Origin of the sequence: Streptomyces sp. NPDC046712, assembly GCF_040645695.1 — a bacterium.
In the GTDB taxonomy this organism is placed as follows: Bacteria; Actinomycetota; Actinomycetes; order Streptomycetales; family Streptomycetaceae; genus Streptomyces.
Genome location: NZ_JBEYYW010000035.1, coordinates 1 through 17,090, shown reverse-complemented (window position 1 = coordinate 17,090; position 17,090 = coordinate 1). Strand labels below are relative to the sequence as shown.

General features: G+C 70.9%; 17 protein-coding genes. 3 read left to right on the top strand and 14 right to left on the bottom strand.

Going from position 1 to position 17,090, the window contains the following annotated elements:
* Positions 1-56 precede the first annotated feature (56 nt).
* The 5 genes from ABZ939_RS32480 to ABZ939_RS32460 form a co-directional block, all read right to left on the bottom strand.
* Positions 57-1,727, bottom strand: coding sequence for a uroporphyrinogen-III synthase (locus ABZ939_RS32480; RefSeq protein WP_361863285.1), 1,671 nt, complete (start codon positions 1,725-1,727; stop codon positions 57-59).
* Positions 1,724-2,710, bottom strand: a complete 987-nt coding sequence (hemC, locus tag ABZ939_RS32475) for a hydroxymethylbilane synthase (RefSeq protein WP_361863282.1) — start codon at positions 2,708-2,710, stop codon at positions 1,724-1,726. Before hemC ends, ABZ939_RS32480 begins: the two co-directional genes overlap by 4 nt.
* On the bottom strand, positions 2,707-4,062 hold the full coding sequence (locus ABZ939_RS32470; protein ID WP_361863279.1) for a glutamyl-tRNA reductase: 1,356 nt from the start codon (positions 4,060-4,062) through the stop codon (positions 2,707-2,709). Before ABZ939_RS32470 ends, hemC begins: the two co-directional genes overlap by 4 nt.
* Complete coding sequence (locus ABZ939_RS32465; protein ID WP_361863276.1) at positions 4,059-4,850, bottom strand: redox-sensing transcriptional repressor Rex; 792 nt, start codon at positions 4,848-4,850, stop codon at positions 4,059-4,061. Before ABZ939_RS32465 ends, ABZ939_RS32470 begins: the two co-directional genes overlap by 4 nt.
* Positions 4,851-5,122: 272 nt before the next feature.
* Positions 5,123-5,410 carry a glutaredoxin family protein gene (locus ABZ939_RS32460; protein WP_361863273.1) on the bottom strand — a complete coding sequence of 96 codons (288 nt, stop codon included), beginning with the start codon at positions 5,408-5,410 and terminating at the stop codon, positions 5,123-5,125.
* 137 nt (positions 5,411-5,547) lie between these two features.
* Between ABZ939_RS32460 and ABZ939_RS32455 the strand changes: the two genes are divergently transcribed.
* The 3 genes from ABZ939_RS32455 (at position 5,548) to ABZ939_RS32445 (ending at position 9,274) form a co-directional block, all read left to right on the top strand.
* Positions 5,548-6,489, top strand: coding sequence for an HAD-IB family hydrolase (locus ABZ939_RS32455; protein WP_361863270.1), 942 nt, complete (start codon positions 5,548-5,550; stop codon positions 6,487-6,489).
* Positions 6,490-6,984: 495 nt separating this feature from the next.
* A complete protein-coding gene (locus tag ABZ939_RS32450; protein ID WP_137988687.1) occupies positions 6,985-7,776 on the top strand; it encodes an ECF subfamily RNA polymerase sigma factor, BldN family in 792 nt (263 codons plus the stop codon).
* 298 nt (positions 7,777-8,074) lie between these two features.
* The gene (locus ABZ939_RS32445) at positions 8,075-9,274 is read left to right on the top strand and encodes a DUF5667 domain-containing protein (protein ID WP_361863267.1); all 1,200 of its coding nucleotides are present in this window, start codon (positions 8,075-8,077) and stop codon (positions 9,272-9,274) included.
* Between the two features lie 66 nt (positions 9,275-9,340).
* Here the strand turns inward: ABZ939_RS32445 and ABZ939_RS32440 are convergent, their stop codons facing one another.
* The 9 genes from ABZ939_RS32440 to ABZ939_RS32400 form a co-directional block, all read right to left on the bottom strand.
* Positions 9,341-10,402 (bottom strand): lysophospholipid acyltransferase family protein, encoded by a 1,062-nt coding sequence (locus ABZ939_RS32440; RefSeq protein WP_361863264.1) that lies wholly within the window; start codon positions 10,400-10,402, stop codon positions 9,341-9,343.
* Between the two features lie 2 nt (positions 10,403-10,404).
* A complete protein-coding gene (locus ABZ939_RS32435) occupies positions 10,405-11,445 on the bottom strand; it encodes an NAD-dependent epimerase/dehydratase family protein (protein ID WP_361863261.1) in 1,041 nt (346 codons plus the stop codon).
* 194 nt (positions 11,446-11,639) lie between these two features.
* Entirely contained in the window at positions 11,640-11,738 is a 99-nt protein-coding gene (locus ABZ939_RS32430; RefSeq protein ID WP_003948845.1) for an AURKAIP1/COX24 domain-containing protein, read from the bottom strand.
* Positions 11,739-11,870: 132 nt separating this feature from the next.
* Complete coding sequence (locus ABZ939_RS32425) at positions 11,871-12,080, bottom strand: helix-turn-helix domain-containing protein (RefSeq protein ID WP_158988220.1); 210 nt, start codon at positions 12,078-12,080, stop codon at positions 11,871-11,873.
* A 128-nt stretch (positions 12,081-12,208) separates the two neighbouring features.
* A complete protein-coding gene (locus ABZ939_RS32420; protein WP_361863258.1) occupies positions 12,209-13,024 on the bottom strand; it encodes a phosphatase in 816 nt (271 codons plus the stop codon).
* Between the two features lie 96 nt (positions 13,025-13,120).
* The gene (locus ABZ939_RS32415) at positions 13,121-14,299 is read right to left on the bottom strand and encodes an acetoin utilization protein AcuC (RefSeq protein WP_361863256.1); all 1,179 of its coding nucleotides are present in this window, start codon (positions 14,297-14,299) and stop codon (positions 13,121-13,123) included.
* The gene (locus ABZ939_RS32410; protein WP_361863253.1) at positions 14,268-15,473 is read right to left on the bottom strand and encodes an MFS transporter; all 1,206 of its coding nucleotides are present in this window, start codon (positions 15,471-15,473) and stop codon (positions 14,268-14,270) included. The genes ABZ939_RS32415 and ABZ939_RS32410 overlap by 32 nt, the downstream gene beginning before the upstream one ends.
* 43 nt (positions 15,474-15,516) lie before the next feature.
* Positions 15,517-16,164, bottom strand: coding sequence for an HAD family hydrolase (locus tag ABZ939_RS32405; RefSeq protein WP_361863250.1), 648 nt, complete (start codon positions 16,162-16,164; stop codon positions 15,517-15,519).
* 10 nt (positions 16,165-16,174) lie between these two features.
* Complete coding sequence (locus ABZ939_RS32400) at positions 16,175-16,996, bottom strand: hypothetical protein (protein ID WP_361863248.1); 822 nt, start codon at positions 16,994-16,996, stop codon at positions 16,175-16,177.
* Positions 16,997-17,090: the final 94 nt, after the last annotated feature.

Here is a 17,090-nt window from a genome sequence, read left to right as displayed (position 1 = left end):
CCGAAACGCACCGGGGTGCGGGACCCCGACAAGGCCCCGCACCCCAAGAAACCGAACTACGTCGTCCGACGCCTCCGCGCCCCCGGCCGCCGCTCCGACGGCCGCGTCACCGGATCCCCCGCCTCCAGCGCCGCCGCCCGCCGCCGCAGACCGAAGTCCGCCAGCGCCTCCGCGAGCTTGTGCACCGACGGCTCGGGCGACAGGACGTCGACCCGCAGCCCGTGCTCCTCCGCCGTCTTCGCGGTCGCCGGACCGATACAGGCGATCACGGTCACGTTGTGCGGCTTCCCGGCGATCCCCACCAGGTTCCGCACCGTCGACGACGACGTGAACAGCACCGCGTCGAAGCCGCCGCCCTTGATCGCCTCGCGCGTGTCCGCCGGCGGCGGCGACGCCCGCACCGTCCGGTAGGCGGTCACGTCGTCGACCTCCCACCCGAGCTCGATCAGCCCCGCGACCAGCGTCTCCGTCGCGATGTCGGCCCGCGGCAGGAAGACGCGGTCGATCGGGTCGAAGACCGGGTCGTACGGCGGCCAGTCCTCGAGGAGACCGGCGGCCGACTGCTCCCCGCTCGGCACCAGGTCAGGCTTCACACCGAAGTCGACCAGCGCCGCGGCCGTCTGCTCGCCGACCGCCGCCACCTTGATGCCGGCGAAGGCCCGCGCGTCGAGCCCGTACTCCTCGAACTTCTCCCGCACCGCCTTCACCGCGTTGACCGACGTGAAGGCGATCCACTCGTAGCGGCCGGTCACCAGACCCTTGACCGCACGCTCCATCTGCTGCGGCGTCCGCGGCGGCTCGACCGCGATCGTCGGCACCTCGTGCGGAACGGCGCCGTAGCTGCGCAGCTGGTCGGAGAGCGACGCGGCCTGCTCCTTCGTGCGCGGCACGAGTACCCGCCAGCCGAACAGCGGCTTCGACTCGAACCACGCCAGCTGGTCCCGCTGCGCCGGGGCGCTGCGCTCGCCGACCACGGCTATGACCGGACGGTGACCCTCGGGCGAGGGGAGCACCTTGCCCTGCTTGAAGACCTGCGCGATCGTGCCGAGCGTCGCCGTCCAGGTCCGCTGCCGGGTCGTCGTGCCGCCGATGGTCACGGTGAGCGGGGTGTCCGGCTTACGGCCCGCCGCCACCAGTTCACCGGCCGCGGCCGCGACCGAGTCCAGCGAGGTGGACACGACGACGGTGCCGTCGGAGGCGCCGACCTCGGTCCAGCAACGGTCGTCGGCGGTCCGGGCGTCCACGAAGCGCACATCGGTGCCCTGCGCGTCGCGCAGCGGGACACCGGCGTACGCGGGTACGCCGACGGCCGTGGCGACACCGGGCACGACCTCGAAGGGGATGCCCTCGGCGGCGCAGGCGAGCATCTCCTGACCTGCGTTTCCGTCGAGGCCGGGGTCGCCGGTCACCGCACGGACGACCCGCTTGCCGCCCCGCGCGGCCTCCATGACAAGATTGGTCGCATCCCTCAACACGGGGACACCGGCGGTTGTTGACGCCTCGTCAACAACCGTCAGCTCAGGCGTGCTCACGCCCGCGCGCGCATGGCACCGGACGACTTCGAGCACCTCCGGCTCGGCGATCAGGACGTCCGCGCCGGCTAGGGCTTCGACGGCCCGGAGGGTCAGCAGTCCTGGATCGCCTGGTCCGGCGCCGAGGAAGGTGACGCTCCCGTGACCGGAGAAGGCCGGGGACGCGGGGCTGGTGGTCGGGCTGGTGGGGCTCAAAGTGCTCGCTCCCCCATAAGACCGGCCGCACCCTTGGCGAGCATCTCGTCCGCGAGTTCGCGTCCGAGCTCCATCGCCTCGTCGTGCGACGCGGGTACGGGACCGGTGGTGGACAGCTGCACCAGCGTCGAGCCGTCGGTGGTGCCGACGACGCCGCGCAGGCGCATTTCAGTGACAATCTGCCCGCGGCCGGAATCCTCGGCCAGCAGGTCGGCCAGCGCACCCACGGGTGCGGAGCAGCCGGCCTCCAGGGCGGCGAGCAGGGATCGCTCGGCGGTCACGGCGGCCCGGGTGTGCGGGTCGTCGAGCTCGGCGAGCGCGGCGACGAGGGCGGCGCCGGACGCCACGCACTCGATCGCCAGGGCCCCCTGGCCGGGGGCGGGCAGGACGGTGTCGACCGACAGGTGGTCGAGCGACAGGGAGCCGGTGAGCTCCTCCGTCCCGCCGATGCGGTTGAGACCGGCCGCGGCGAGTACCACCGCGTCCAGCTCTCCACTGCGTACGTATCCGACGCGGGTGTCGATGTTCCCGCGGATCGGCACGGTCTCGATGGTCAGCCCGTGGCTGCGCGCGTACGCGTTGAGCTGGGCCATCCGGCGCGGCGAACCGGTGCCGATCCGGGCGCCCTGGGGCAGCCGGTCGAGCGTCAGTCCCTCGCGGGCGACCAGCACGTCGCGCGGGTCCTCGCGCCGCGGGATCGCGGCCAGCACCAGGTCCGGGTGCTGGGCGGTCGGCAGGTCCTTCAGGGAGTGGACGGCGAAGTCCACCTCGCCGGCCAGGAGCGCGTCGCGCAGGGCGGCGACGAACACCCCCGTACCGCCGATCTGCGCGAGGTGCTCACGCGACACGTCCCCGTAGGTCGTGATCTCCACGAGCTCGACGGGCCGGCCGGTCAGCTGCCGGACGGCGTCGGCCACATGCCCGGACTGGGCCATGGCGAGTTTGCTGCGCCTGGTCCCGAGCCTCAGTGCCCTCTCGGTCATACTCGCCCTCGGTTCTTGACGTCGGCGTCATTCAGGTCGGCCCGGGAGACGGAGGCGACCGTCTCCGGGTCGAGGTCGAAGAGTGTCCGCAGCGCGTCGGCGTACCCGGCGCCGCCGGGCTCGCTGGCGAGCTGCTTGACCCGCACGGTCGGCGCGTGCAGGAGCTTGTCGACCACCCGGCGCACGGTCTGGGTGATCTCGGCGCGCTGCTTGTCGTCGAGGTCGGGCAGCCGGCCCTCGAGCCGGGCCACCTCGCCCGCGACGACATCGGCGGCCATGGTGCGCAGCGCGACCACGGTCGGGGTGATGTGCGCGGCGCGCTGGGCGGCGCCGAAGGCTGCCACCTCGTCGGAGACGATCGCGCGCACCTGGTCGACGTCGGCGGCCATCGGGGCGTCGGCGGAGGCGTCCGCCAGCGACTCGATGTCGACGAGCCGGACGCCCGTCATGCGGTGGACGGCGGCGTCGATGTCGCGGGGCATGGCCAGGTCGAGCAGGGCGAGCGGGGCCGTGCGGTCCTTCATCGCGGTCTCGACCGCCTCGCCGGTGAGGACGAGTCCGGTGGCACCGGTGCAGGAGACGACGACGTCGGCACGTGTCAGTTCGTCGCCGACGGCAACCATCTCGACCGCGCGTGCGGCGACGCCCGTTCCCCCGGCCTCGGTCAGGATCTGTACGAGCCGCTCGGCACGGGCGGTCGTACGGTTGGCGATCACGATCTCGGAGACCCCGGCGCGCGCGAGCGTGGCGGCGGCCAGCGAGGACATCGAGCCGGCCCCGATGACCAGGGCGCGCTTGCCCTTGGCCCAGGTGTCGACATCCGTCCCGTCGGCCAGCTGCTCGAGCCCGAAGGTGACGAGCGACTGTCCGGCCCGGTCGATCCCGGTCTCGCTGTGGGCGCGCTTGCCGACCCGCAGCGCCTGCTGGAACAGGTCGTTGAGGAGCCGGCCCGCGGTGTGCAGCTCCTGGCCGAGCGCGAGGGCGTCCTTGATCTGGCCGAGGATCTGGCCCTCGCCGACGACCATGGAGTCGAGCCCGCACGCCACCGAGAAGAGGTGGTGGACGGCCCGGTCCTCGTAGTGGACGTAGAGATAGGGGGTCAGCTCTTCGAGGCCGACGCCGCTGTGCTGGGCGAGCAGCGTGGACAGCTCGGCGACACCGGCGTGGAACTTGTCCACGTCGGCGTAGAGCTCGATGCGGTTGCAGGTGGCCAGGACGGCGCCCTCGGCGGCCGGTTCGGCGGCGAGGGTGTCCTGGAGCAGCTTGGCCTGGGTGTCCGCGGCGAGCGCGGCCCGCTCCAGGACGCTGACCGGCGCGCTGCGGTGGCTGAGGCCGACGACGAGGAGACTCATGCCGGCATCACGGCGGGGACGTCCCCGTCGGGTCCCTTGCGTCCGGTGCCCTTGCGCTGGGGCTCGCCCGCGGCACCGAGGGCCGTGGGCGGGGTGGGGACGGCGGTGGCCTCGGCCTCCGCCTCCTCACCCGCCTTGCGCTGCTCGTGGAAGGCGAGGATCTGCAGCTCGATGGAGAGGTCCACCTTGCGCACGTCCACGCCGTCGGGCACGGAGAGCACGGTCGGGGCGAAGTTCAGGATGGAGGTGACTCCGGCGGCCACGAGCCGGTCGCAGACCTGCTGGGCGACGCCGGCCGGGGTCGCGATGACGCCGATGGAGACGCCGTCCTCCTCGATGATCTTCTCGAGGTCGTCGCTGTGCTGGACGGGGATCCCGGCGACCGGCTTGCCGGTCATGGCGGGGTCGGCGTCGATCAGCGCGGCGACCCGGAAGCCACGGGAGGCGAAGCCGCCGTAGCCGGCGAGCGCGGCGCCGAGGTTACCGATACCGACGATGACGACGGGCCAGTCCTGGGTCAGGCCGAGTTCGCGGGAGATCTGGTAGACGAGGTACTCGACGTCGTAGCCGACGCCCCTCGTTCCGTACGAGCCGAGGTAGCTGAAGTCCTTGCGCAGCTTGGCGGAGTTGACCCCCGCGGCGGCTGCGAGTTCCTCGGAGGAGACCGTGGGTACGGAGCGCTCCGACAGTGCGGTGAGCGCACGCAGATACAGCGGAAGCCGGGCGACGGTGGCCTCGGGGATTCCTCGGCTGCGGGTCGCCGGTCGGTGAGTTCGGCCAGTTGCCACGGTGCTCCTGCGGGATGAGCGGGGCTGCAGGCGGCCATATGTCCCGTGACCGCCCCGTCGAATGCAGGCTATGTCTTTGTGAACGCGTGCACAAAGATGGTGTCCGTTTTGTCCGGCCAAAGTGACCGGGGTCACGCGGTCGGTTCGCGCCATGACGGAACCGTGGGGCGTGTCAGTCCGTTGAGAACCCGAAGGGGGCAAAACCGCACACTCTCCTCACGATCGCGCCCCCGAACGTCAACAAAACGTCCACGATGGTAACCGTCTTCCGGTCAGGCACCCAGTTCACGCCGCAGCCGCCCGGCGTCCACACGCCAGAAGGTGTGCTGCTCGCCGTCCACGAGGACCACGGGAATCTGCTCCCAGTACGCCCGGTGGAGCTCCTCGTCCTGGGTGATGTCCTTCTCCTCCCAGCGCGCTCCGGTCTCGGCGCAGACCGCCTCGATCACGGCCCGGGCGTCGTCGCAGAGATGGCAGCCCGGCTTCCCGATCAGCGTCACGGTCCGCGAGGCGGCGGCGGGGGTGTCCTTCTTCTTCGTCCGTCCAAACATGCCGTCCATTCTGCGCTGCCGCGAGCAGTGCCCCCTGTCTCCAGCTTGCTCCCCCATTGTCCGTTTAACAGGAGAGTCGCGGAGTGTTCACGCCTCGGCATCCCGAGAGGTCGGGAAGTACCGAACAGACTGGCTATGCTCACGACATGGCCGCAATGGGATGGCTCACCCCCCGTAGGCGCTCCGCCACCGCGCGCAGCGTTCTGGCAGGCGAGGCCGCCGCCGAGGCGGCGCGCAAGACCTCGCAACAGCTCGAACTGGAACGGGAGACAGCGGCGCGGGCCGAGCCGTCCGAGCCCGAGTTCCCGGTCGTCGGCGACGCCGAGGCCGCCGCCTTCTTCGACCTCGACAACACCGTCATGCAGGGCGCCGCGATCTTCCACTTCGGCCGGGGCCTGTACAAGCGGAAGTTCTTCCAGCGCCGCGAACTGGCCCGGTTCGCCTGGCAGCAGGCGTGGTTCCGGCTGGCCGGCGTCGAGGACCCGGAGCACATGCAGGACGCCCGCGACAGCGCCCTGTCCATCGTCAAGGGCCACCGCGTCTCCGAACTGATGTCGATCGGCGAGGAGATCTACGACGAGTACATGGCCGACCGCATCTGGCCGGGCACCCGGGCGCTCGCCCAGGCCCATCTCGACGCCGGCCAGAAGGTCTGGCTCGTCACGGCCGCCCCGGTCGAGACGGCCACGATCATCGCCCGGCGGCTCGGCCTGACCGGCGCGCTCGGCACGGTCGCCGAGTCCGTCGACGGCGTCTACACCGGCAAGCTGGTCGGCGAGCCGCTGCACGGACCCGCCAAGGCGGAGGCCGTGCGCGCACTGGCCGCCGCCGAGGGCCTGGACCTCAACCGCTGCGCGGCGTACAGCGACTCGCACAACGACATCCCCATGCTGTCGCTGGTCGGCCATCCGTACGCCATCAACCCCGACACCAAGCTGCGCAAGCACGCCAAGGCGCGCGAATGGCGGCTGCGCGACTACCGCACGGGCCGCAAGGCGGCCAAGGTCGGCATCCCCGCCGCGGCGGGCGTCGGCGCGCTGGCGGGCGGCACGGCCGCCGCGGTCGCCCTCCACCGCCGCCGCCGCTGACCCCGGCCTCGCGCCGCCGCCGACTGCGGCCCCACGGCCGTCGACTCCGCTCCCCGCCGTCGGCTCAGGCCCCGGACCGCGCCCGGCGCGCCGCATCCTGCCGATACGTTTCGGCTGCGATCATCTGCGACAGCCCGGGACCAATCCCCCTCACCCGTACGTGGTCGAACACGACCGCACAGGGCGACTCGCGGGCATTCCCGGCCCCCTACCCAGCAGCGGCCCGGATCACTCTCCACGCGTGCACTCGAGCACAACAGAGCGTGCACGTAGTCACACTCGGAAGTAATCCGATCAACAACCAGTCACGAAGTGCGAGTGATCCCGTCCACAAGCGGTAACAGGTGCGACGGAATCGATGATTTACGCAACTGGGTGTAGCGCTGCCTGTACGAAGCGTTATTCTCCTCAGACGCACAACGGAACCCACACGTCGCCACGACGAGTGAACGGTCCCGCACTGCACGTGATGGAAGCTCTGCCTCTGGGAGTCCCGTGTACCCACACGTCGGGGTTGACGCCTCGGGCCTGGCTACGCTGCGCGCAACGGTCCTCGACCACTTGCGCGGCTTCGTCCCCACCGCGTACGCCGGCCCTGTCCCCGCCTTTGCCTTCGCCGCACCGGCACCCGCCGGTCCTTGCTATGCCCTCGCCGAGAGCGGTGCCGCTGTCGGCAGAAGGGGCAGCCGCGGCGGCACCGGAACCTCGACCGCCGCCCGCCGCCCCACCGCCGACAGCGACAGCGCCCGCATGATGGACCTCGTCGAGCGCGCCCAGGCCGGTGAGGCCGAGGCCTTCGGCCGCCTGTACGACCAGTACAGCGACACGGTCTATCGCTACATCTACTACCGCGTCGGCGGAAAGGCGACGGCGGAGGACCTCACCAGCGAGACGTTCCTGCGCGCCCTGCGCCGGATCTCCACCTTCACCTGGCAGGGCCGCGACTTCGGCGCCTGGCTGGTCACCATCGCCCGCAACCTGGTCGCCGACCACTTCAAGTCGAGCCGCTTCCGACTGGAAGTGACCACGGGAGAGATGCTCGACGCCAACGAGGTCGAGCGCAGCCCCGAGGACTCCGTCCTGGAGTCCCTCTCCAACGCGGCCCTCCTCGACGCCGTCCGCCGGCTCAACCCCCAGCAGCAGGAGTGCGTGACCCTGCGATTCCTGCAGGGCCTCTCGGTCGCCGAGACGGCCCGGGTCATGGGCAAGAACGAGGGCGCGATCAAGACCCTCCAGTACCGGGCCGTGCGCACGCTGGCGCGACTGCTCCCGGACGACGCCCGCTGACTTCTCCGCGCCCCCCACACGCGCCCCCCACCGACCGCGACGCGCCCCACTCCCCGCACGACCCCCCACGTCCCCCGACCCCCGCCCAACTCACAGTCGGTGACGCCTCGATGACGCACTGGTCCGATCATCTTTCGCGCGTAACCCAAGTGCCGCGCCGCTCGTTGTGCGGGATGCAGGCTCCCTGTGGTCACGCCGTGCCCGCAGCCACTCACTCGTTCGTGTGGATGTGTTCAAGGTGTGCAACCTTCCGGACACCCCGGGGAGTCGACCGTCATGACGAGAGGAGGTGCCGCCAGTGATCGCGAACGTATCGGCGCACCGGCGGGCGAACGCCTTCGCCCAGGCCCTGGATGATCGGACGCCCGACGACGCGACGGCCGAGCAGCCCGAGGCGTCGGCCGAACCGGCCGAACAGGGGCGGCTGTTGGCCCTGGCGAACGGTCTCGGCAACCTGCCGAAACCGGAGCTGGACCCCGAGGTCAAGGTGGTGCAACGAGCGCAGCTCGTCGCCGCCATGGAAGCGATGCTCGCGGAGGGGACCGCAGCCGCGGGCCCTACGGTGCCGGAGCAGCGGACATCGAGCGGACGGGGAGCCCACCGGGCCTCCTCGCTCCGGAAATTGCGACCACGCTCCCGCTGGTCGAAGGGCATCGCCGCGGGCGGCCTCACGGTCGGTGTGGCCGCGGGCGCTTTCAGCGGTGTGGCCGCTGCCAGCTCCGACGCCCTGCCCGGTGACTCGCTCTACGGGCTGAAGCGCGGCATGGAAGACATCAAGCGCGGGATGGCCGACGACGACTCCGAGCGGGGCGGGATCTTCCTGGACCAGGCGTCGACCCGGCTCAGCGAGGCCCGCCGACTCATGGAGCGAGGCCGCGCGGGCGACCTCGACCACGAGTCGCTCGGCGAGATCCGCCGGGTTCTCGGCGGCATGAAGCACGACGCCTCCGAGGGCCACCGGCTGCTGCGCCAGGCGTACGAACGGGACGGCGAGATCGGGCCGATGGCCCGGCTCAACTCCTTCGCCCAAGCCCATCGCGACACCTGGAACGGCCTGCGCGTCCGGCTGCCCGTGCAGCTCGCCGACGTCGGCAAGGAGGTGAACGACGTCTTCGTCGCCATAGACGAAGAGGTCGAGCCGCTCCAGGGGATGCTGCCCCGCACCCCGGAGAGGGGAGCCGCCGGCACCGGCACTCCCGGCTCCCCGCAGGACACCCCGCGAACGCAGACCCAGCGTCCGCCGTCCTCCCCCGCCGCCCCCTCCACGGGCGGCGAAGGCTCCACCCGGCCCCAGCCCTCGGGCTCCGGCTCGGGCTCCCCGGAGAGCGACGGCCTGCTGGGCGGCAACACGGGCGGCCTGCTCGAGACCCCGCCGACCGGCGCACTCCCCACGTCGCCGGACGGCCAGTCGACACCCCCGATGCCGGACGTCACGATCCCGCCCCTGCTGCCGGGCCTGCTCCCCGGCCTGGGCATCGACAGCGAGGACGCTCGCTGAGACGACGATGGGGCGCCCCTCCGTGGAGGGGCGCCCCATCGTCGTACCGCCGGCGGAACCAGCGGCTCAGAAGAACACGGACCTGCGCTGCACCAGCAGCTTGTAGAGCGTGTGCTGGATCTGCTCCCGCACCTGGTCCGTCAGGTTGAACATCAGCATCGGGTCCTCGGCCGCCTCCGGCGGATAGCCGTCCGTCGCGATCGGCTCACCGAACTGGATCGTCCACTTCGTCGGCAGCGGCAGCACACCCAGCGGCCCCAGCCACGGGAAGGTCGGCGTGATCGGGAAGTACGGGATGCCCAGCACCCGCGCCAGCGTCTTCGCGTTGCCGATCATCGGGTAGATCTCCTCCGCGCCCACGATCGAGCACGGCACGATCGGCACCCCGGCCCGCAGCGCCGTCGAGACGAAGCCGCCCCGGCCGAAGCGCTGCAGCTTGTACCGCTCGCTGAACGGCTTCCCGATGCCCTTGAACCCCTCCGGCATCACGCCCACGATCTCGCCGGCCGTCAGCAGCCGCTCCGCGTCCTCCGCGCAGGCCAGCGTGTGCCCGGCCTTGCGGGCCAGCTCGTTGACCACCGGCAGCATGAAGACCAGATCGGCGGCGAGCAGCCGCAGATGCCGCCCGGCCGGATGGTGGTCGTGCACGGCGACCTGCATCATCAGACCGTCCAGCGGCAGCGTCCCGGAGTGGTTCGCGACGACCAGCGCGCCGCCCTCGGAGGGGATGTTCTCGACCCCCTTCACCTCCACCCGGAAGTACTTGTCGGCCAGCGGCCGCACCAGCGACATGAGGACCTGGTCGGTGAGCTCCTTGTCGTAGCCGAACTCGTCGACCTCGTACTCGCCCGTCACCCGTCGCCGCAGAAACGCCAGCCCACCCGCGAGCCGCCGCTCCCACCCGCGCCCCCGCTCCGACCCCGGCCCCGCGGTGGACCCGGCTCCGGCGCCCTGCGGCTCCACAGGGGGCTCCGCAACCGGCTCCGCGGCCTGCGGGCCGAACGCGGTCCCCTCGGGCCCGTGCTGGCCCGGCAGGGCGCGCACAGCGGCATCCCGAGCCGCCCTGCCGGGCCGTCGCCGCGCCCGTGAACGGTCGTCGTCGAACGGAATGACCTTGGCGTCCGCCATCGTTACCTGGGCTCCTTCTGATCCAGCCGGGCCGCGACCCGGTCCACGGCCCCCGCGAGGGTCTCCGGCGGAAGCAGACCCGGCCCGCGGCTGCGGGCGAAGTCAGCGAAGGTCTCGGCCGTCGTGTACCGAGGAGCGAACCCCAGCGTCTCGCGCATCTCGACCGTGGACACGACCCGGCCGTGGGTGAGCAGCCGGATCTGCTCCGGCGAGAAGTCGGTGACGCCGACCGTGCGCAGCGCGGAGCCGACCCAGGTGACCGCGGGCAGCAGCACCGGCACCGTCGGCCGCCCGAGCCGCCGCGCGCACTGCGACAGCAGCAGCACACCGTCGCCGGCCACGTTGAAGGTGCCGCTGTTCAGCGTCGCCCGGCGCGGCTCGCGCGAGGCGACCTCCAGGACGTCGATCACATCGTCCTCGTGCACGAACTGCAGCCTCGGGTCGTACCCGAAGACGGTCGGCAGGACGGGGAGCGACAGATACTCGGCGAGCGGGGAGTCCGCCCGGGGCCCGAGGATGTTCGCGAACCGCAGCACGCACACGGCCACGTCCGGGCGGCGCCGCGCGAAGCCCCGTACGTACCCCTCGACCTCGACGGCGTCCTTGGCGAAGCCACCGCTCGGCAGCGACTTGGGCGGCGTCGTCTCGGTGAAGACGGCCGGGTCGCGGGGCGCGGAGCCGTAGACGCTCGTACTGGACTTGATCACGAGTCGCGTGATCCGGGGCGATTTCTGGCAGGCACCGAGGAGCTGCATGGTGCCGATGACGTTGGTCTCCTTGATCGACGTCCGGCCGCCGGCGCCGAGCGCCGTACCCGTGACGTCCATATGGACGACCGTGTCCACGTCGTGCTCGGCGAGCACCTTGGCGATGGCGGGCTGGCGGATGTCCGCCCGGACGAAATCGGCCCCGCCGAGATCGTGCGTCGGCGCGACCGCATCCACGGCGACCACCCGGTCGACGTCGGGATCCCGCTGGACACGCCGTACGAAACGGCCTCCGAGATACCGGGCCGCGCCGGTGACGAGCACGACCTTGCCCAAGATCCGCGCCTTCCGTCGGTTTCTCCCCCGAGTTCTCCCCCCGGGGGCCTGTGCGCCACCGTAGCGCCTCGTTGTTGCGCTGCGATGACTGCCGTGGGCAACCGGGTGGAACCTGTCGAAAAAAGCGTGGCCCCCCACCGGAACCGGTGGGGGGCCACGCCCGACGCACAAACAGCCGTCGTTCCAGCCGTCGCTTACTTCTTGTTGCGACGCTGAACGCGGGTGCGCTTGAGCAGCTTGCGGTGCTTCTTCTTGGCCATCCGCTTGCGCCGCTTCTTGATAACAGAGCCCACGACTACCCTCGCTCACTTCTCTTCACTCGGTGCGGGGCGTCTGGGCCCACACGACCTACGAGGGCTTAGCCTACCGGCACGAGCGCCGACCTTGTAATCCGAGGGGCGGACGGGCTCCCTGCCGCGCGCCCGCTACGCGGTCTCCACCCCCACGAAGGACTCCCTCAGGTACTCGTGAACCGCCTGTTCCGGGACCCGGAAGGACCTGCCCACCCGGATCGCCGGCAGATGACCGCTGTGCACCAAGCGGTACACGGTCATCTTCGACACTCGCATCACCGAGGCGACTTCCGCCACGGTCAGAAACTTGACCTCGTTGAGAGGCCGATCGCCAGCAGCCATGACCCACCTGTACCTTCCGCACACGACGCCCACCGGCTTCCCCTCCGGTGACCCTGCGTCGCTGTGCGCTCACGCTCCAGACTAGGGGCGTGTGGTACGAGTGGGGAAGAGGAGCAGCCATCGGCCGTTTACCGTGACAGACTCGCTCGATTGAGTACATAGCGAGTAAGCGGGCGGTAGTAATCGGACCGCACGGCATCATCAAGCGGAACGGCCACGGAGACCTGCCCCTCCGCCTCCCCGACGAACAGCGCGGGATCGTCCGTGTCCGCCAGGCCGATGGCCTCAAAACCCAGCTGACCTGCCCCGCAGACCCAGCCGTGGTCCCCGACTACGAGCTCGGGAAGCGGCCAGCCGCCGTCCACGGCACCCTCGAGAGCGGCCCTAACCGGCAGCGGCGAGTGGGTGTGCGCCCCCGTCTCACGCCCGGTTCCCGACAGACCGGGTTCTCGCACCAGCGCGACACCTCGTACGTAGTCGAGGTTGTACGTGCGTAGACCGAACCGGGTCGTTATGTCGACACATCGCCCCTGCGCGGGTGTGAGAACAAGACATCCCGCCGCCGACAAAGCGTCTGCGAGCCCTGCGTAGAACCCGAGCAAACGATGCGGATGACCGGTCCCGAACAGCACCGGAGCCCGTCGCCCCGCCGCCTCCCCCAGCCGCGCGGCGAACGCGTCGAGCCCGTCCAACGTCCGCTCCGGGTCGATGACATCGGGCCCGGAACGGTGCGCCGGATCCCCGGACACCCCGCACTTGTCGGCCATCAGCCGTAACAACTCACCCTCGCCCCACCCCCACTCCGGGTCGAGGCCCAGCATCACCCGCGGATCCCGCGCGGCGAACAGCCGGTAACTCCGCAGGCTCTGCTCCCGCGAGGTCGCCACCGTCCCAGCCAACCCCGCCGCCAACAAATGCGCCCGCAGCGCCCCGGTACTCAGCACCTCATCGATGCTGCCCGAGTCGGCCCGACATCGCGTCAAAACACCTGGGAGACCGCACAGTTGGCGTAACCATGCAGTCGGTGAACGGGTCCGGTCCTACGCGAGCAGACCCCTGAGCGGAAACGCCGCCCGCCGGGTCGCGAGGACCGCCTGGTCCAGCCGGTCCGCCGGGTCGTAGCCCTCTTCCCAGTCACGCCAGCCCACCGGCCACCGCCCGTCCGTCATCCGCGCCGGCCCCAGCTGCCGCGTCCGCGCGTACACCTGGTCCCGCCACGACGACGGAATCACCGACTCGGGATCGATCTCCGCATGCCCGGCGATCGCGACCAGATGTGTCCACGACCGGGGTACGACATCCACCACCGCATACCCGCCGCCGCCCAGCGCGACCCACTTCCCGCCGTCCACGTGCGCGTGCGCCAGCTCATGGCAGGCCACCTGCACGGCCCGCTGCGCGTCCAGCGAGACCGCCAGATGCGCCAGCGGATCCTCGAAGTGCGTGTCCGCCCCGTGCTGGGTCACCAGCACCTGCGGCCGGAAGTCCGCGAGCAGCTCCGGCACGACGGCGTGGAAGGCCCGCAGCCACCCCGCGTCCCCGGTCCCCGCCGGCAGCGCCACATTCACCGCGGACCCCTGGCCCGCACCCGCCGCACCCGTCTCCTCCGGCCAGCCGGTCTGCGGGAACAGCGTCCGCGGATGCTCGTGCAGCGAGATGGTCAGAACCCGCGGATCCTCCCAGAACGCCGCCTGCACCCCGTCCCCGTGATGCACGTCCACATCCACGTACGCGACCCGCTCCGCACCCAGCTCCAGCAGGCGGGCGATGGCCAGCGACGCGTCGTTGTAGATACAGAACCCCGACGCGCTCCCCGGCATCGCATGGTGCAGCCCGCCCGCGAAGTTCACGGCATGAGCGGCCTCCCCGCGCCACACCGCCTCCGCCGCGCCCACCGACTGGCCCGCGATCAGCGCGGACACCTCGTGCATCCCCGCGAAGGCCGGATCGTCGACCGTCCCGAGCCCGTACGCCTGATCCGCGGCCCGCGGATTCGCCGATGCGGCCCGCACCGCCGCCACATAGTCCTCACGGTGCACCAGCCGGAGTGTCGAGTCCCCGGCCGGCTTCGCCGCCACCACGTCCACGGCCCGGTCGAGCCCGTACGCCTGCACCAACCCCATGGTCAGCGCGAGTCGTACCGGATCCATCGGATGCTCCGACCCGAAGTCGTACCCCGTGACAGCTTCATCCCACATCAACAGTGCGCGGCCGCTCATGCCCGCCACCGTATCGGGCCGGTTGAGAACTGAACGACGTGGCGTACGCCACCGTCACCAGGACCAACACCATCGGCACCAACATCGCCCCCCGATAGCTCCAGGCGTCCCCGAGCGCCCCCACGAGCGGGGACCCGATCAGGAACCCCACGTAGTTGAAGACGTTGAGCCGCGCGACGGCCGCGTCGCTCGCCCCGGGGAAGAGCCGGCCGGCCGCCGCGAACGTCTGCGGGACGATCACACTCAGCCCGAGCCCGAGGACGGTGAACCCGGCCATCCCCACCCACGCCCCCGGCGCCACCGCGACGACCGCGAACCCGAGCGCGGCGAGCACCGCCCCGCCCCGCACGACCATGGCGGCCCCCAGCCGCCGCACCCCGAAGTCCCCCACGGCCCGCCCGAGCAGCGTGGTGACCATGTACGCGTTGTACGGCACGGTCGCCAGCTCCTCCGAGCTGCCGAGCACGTCCTGGAGGTACTTGGCGCTCCAGTTGGAGACCGTCGAGTCCCCGATGTACGCGAACGTCATGACGAGACACAGCGGCAGCAGCAGTTTGAGGGAAACCCCCACGCTCCCCTTCGTCTCGCCGGCCGCCTCACCGACGGGTGGCTCCGCCCCGGGCGTGTACCAACGGCTGCCGATGAACGCGGCCGGCAGGAGGACAGCCACCACCGGCAGATATGAGACGAACAACGGCAGGTGCCAGTGCGCGCCCGCCCACGCGAGCGACGCACCCGCGATCCCGCCCAGGCTGTACGCGGCGTGGAAACCGAGCATGATGCTCCGCCCGTACGCCCGCTGCAGGCTCACCCCGAGCATGTTCATCGACGCGTCCAGCGCGCCGACCGCGAGTCCGAAGACCCCGAGGGCGACGGCGGCCTGCCACATCTCGCTTCCCGCACCGACCCCGAGCAGCGCCAGGAGGACAACCGGCTGCGCCCATCGCAGGACCCTCCCCGGCCCAACCCGGGCCACCACCTTCTCCGTGGCCACACTGGCCACACCGGCCAGGATCGGCACGGCGGCCAGGAAGACGGGCAGCAGCCCGTCCGAGATCCCGTACCGGTCCTGGATCGCCGGTATTCGGGTCACAAGGAGCGCGAACGTCACTCCCTGCACGAAGAAACTGACCGCCAGGGATCCCCGCCCACGCCGCAACCGCGCATCCGTCATGGCGGCACAGCGTAGGACCCGGCCCTACCCATGGGTAGATGGATCACACGCCCAATATCGCCGGCAGCTCCTCCATCCTGCCGAAGAACCCGACGGCCCCGGCCAGCTTCTCCTCGGGCGTCATCGCGGTGAACCCGTACACGTCCATCCCGGCCGCCAGCGCCGCCTGCACCCCGAGCCGGCTGTCCTCGACCACCACACACCGGGCCGGGGCGACCCCCATCCGGTCGGCGGCGTGCAGGAACAGATCGGGCGCCGGCTTCCCCCGCCCGACGTCCTCGGCGCTGAAGATGTTCTCGTCCCGGAACCAGGCGTCAAGCCCGGTCTTCCGGTGACCGACCCGGATCCGCTCATGGCTGCCCGAGGAGGCCACACAGTACGGAACCCCGTCTTCGACGAGCCGCTTGAGCACGTTGTCGGCTCCCGGCACGGCCTCCAACTCCGCCTGGAAGGCGGCGAAGACCCGTGCGTGGAACGTCTCGTCGAACTCCGCGGGCAACCGCTGCCCGGTCCGCGCCTCGACCAGGTCGTGGATGCGGTGCATCGCGGATCCCATGTAGTCCCTCACGGACTCCTCGTACGAGGTGGGATGCCCGAGTTCCGTCAGATAGCGGGCCAACAAAGTGTTGGAGATCGGCTCGCTGTCCACGAGCACACCGTCGTTGTCGAAGATCACCAGGTCATAGCGCATGGCCCCCAGCCTAGGAGGGGCCGACTCGGCGGATGCCGTCGAGCCTCCCGGCAAGCAGGTCGTCATGACGAAGGACGAAGTCTCCGTTGGGCAACGCCCCTTGGTAGTGCCGGCCGACGACGGCATCGGGCAGGAAGGACCGCAGATGGTGCCGCATCCCGGGTTCGTACGTGACGGGGGCACCCCAGCCGTCCGGGGCCTCGTCGGTGCCGAACATCACCCAGTGGTCGACCTCGACCCGGGCCTCGGGGTCCGGTGCGACGCCGGTATGGCAGTCCAGCGCCGGCGCCGTCAACTCGTCGGCGTCGAGGGGCTCGTACCAGAGCAACAGCGGCTTGGCCTCCTGCGCCTCGGCGTTGTCGAAGCAGCAGACGGCGATGGTGTGCTGCGAGTACCGCGTCGCGTAGAAGTCGAAGAGCTCCGGTGTGAGGGTGGGCCGCTTCCGCTCGGGTACGCGGTCGAGAGCGAAGGGGACGAGGGTCGGGTCGGCGGCGAGGACGACGGTGTAGACGTCGTGCTCGAAGACCTTGACCCTGTCCTCCGGGTCCCAGCCCATCCAGTCCATGAACGGGGGCCCGTCGTCCTCCACGGGCGGCCGCAAAGCCCTCTGCATCCGCTCCAGTACGTCGTCGTGCCGCCCCACGTGAAGGAAGTTCTCCTCCCCCATCCCGACGGCCGGCAGATGCAGAAGCATCGCGTTCGGCCCCGCGGAAAGATTGACGGCGGTGTTCTGATACCCGAGGACGTGGATGAGCCCGTGCTCGGGATGGATCTGCCGCCCCGCGTAGAGGGTGGTACCGGAGAACTCCGCCGGCGCGGTGGAAACACACATGAACGCAAAAATGCCTCAACCCCCGGACCAGGTCCAGGGGTTGAGGCTAAAAATTGTTCGGCGGCGTCCTACTCTCCCACAGGGTCCCCCCTGC

Coding starts and splice junctions, on each gene's coding strand:
- ABZ939_RS32410 (WP_361863253.1), bottom strand. CDS start 15,473: ATGACGGATGCGCGGTTGCGGCGTGGGCGGGGATCCCTGGCGGTCAGT.
- hemC (WP_361863282.1), bottom strand. CDS start 2,710: ATGACCGAGAGGGCACTGAGGCTCGGGACCAGGCGCAGCAAACTCGCC.
- ABZ939_RS32400 (WP_361863248.1), bottom strand. CDS start 16,996: ATGTGTGTTTCCACCGCGCCGGCGGAGTTCTCCGGTACCACCCTCTAC.
- ABZ939_RS32440 (WP_361863264.1), bottom strand. CDS start 10,402: ATGGCGGACGCCAAGGTCATTCCGTTCGACGACGACCGTTCACGGGCG.
- ABZ939_RS32460 (WP_361863273.1), bottom strand. CDS start 5,410: ATGGACGGCATGTTTGGACGGACGAAGAAGAAGGACACCCCCGCCGCC.
- ABZ939_RS32405 (WP_361863250.1), bottom strand. CDS start 16,164: ATGCGCTATGACCTGGTGATCTTCGACAACGACGGTGTGCTCGTGGAC.
- ABZ939_RS32470 (WP_361863279.1), bottom strand. CDS start 4,062: ATGAGTCTCCTCGTCGTCGGCCTCAGCCACCGCAGCGCGCCGGTCAGC.
- ABZ939_RS32425 (WP_158988220.1), bottom strand. CDS start 12,080: ATGGCTGCTGGCGATCGGCCTCTCAACGAGGTCAAGTTTCTGACCGTG.
- ABZ939_RS32455 (WP_361863270.1), top strand. CDS start 5,548: ATGGCCGCAATGGGATGGCTCACCCCCCGTAGGCGCTCCGCCACCGCG.
- ABZ939_RS32415 (WP_361863256.1), bottom strand. CDS start 14,299: ATGAGCGGCCGCGCACTGTTGATGTGGGATGAAGCTGTCACGGGGTAC.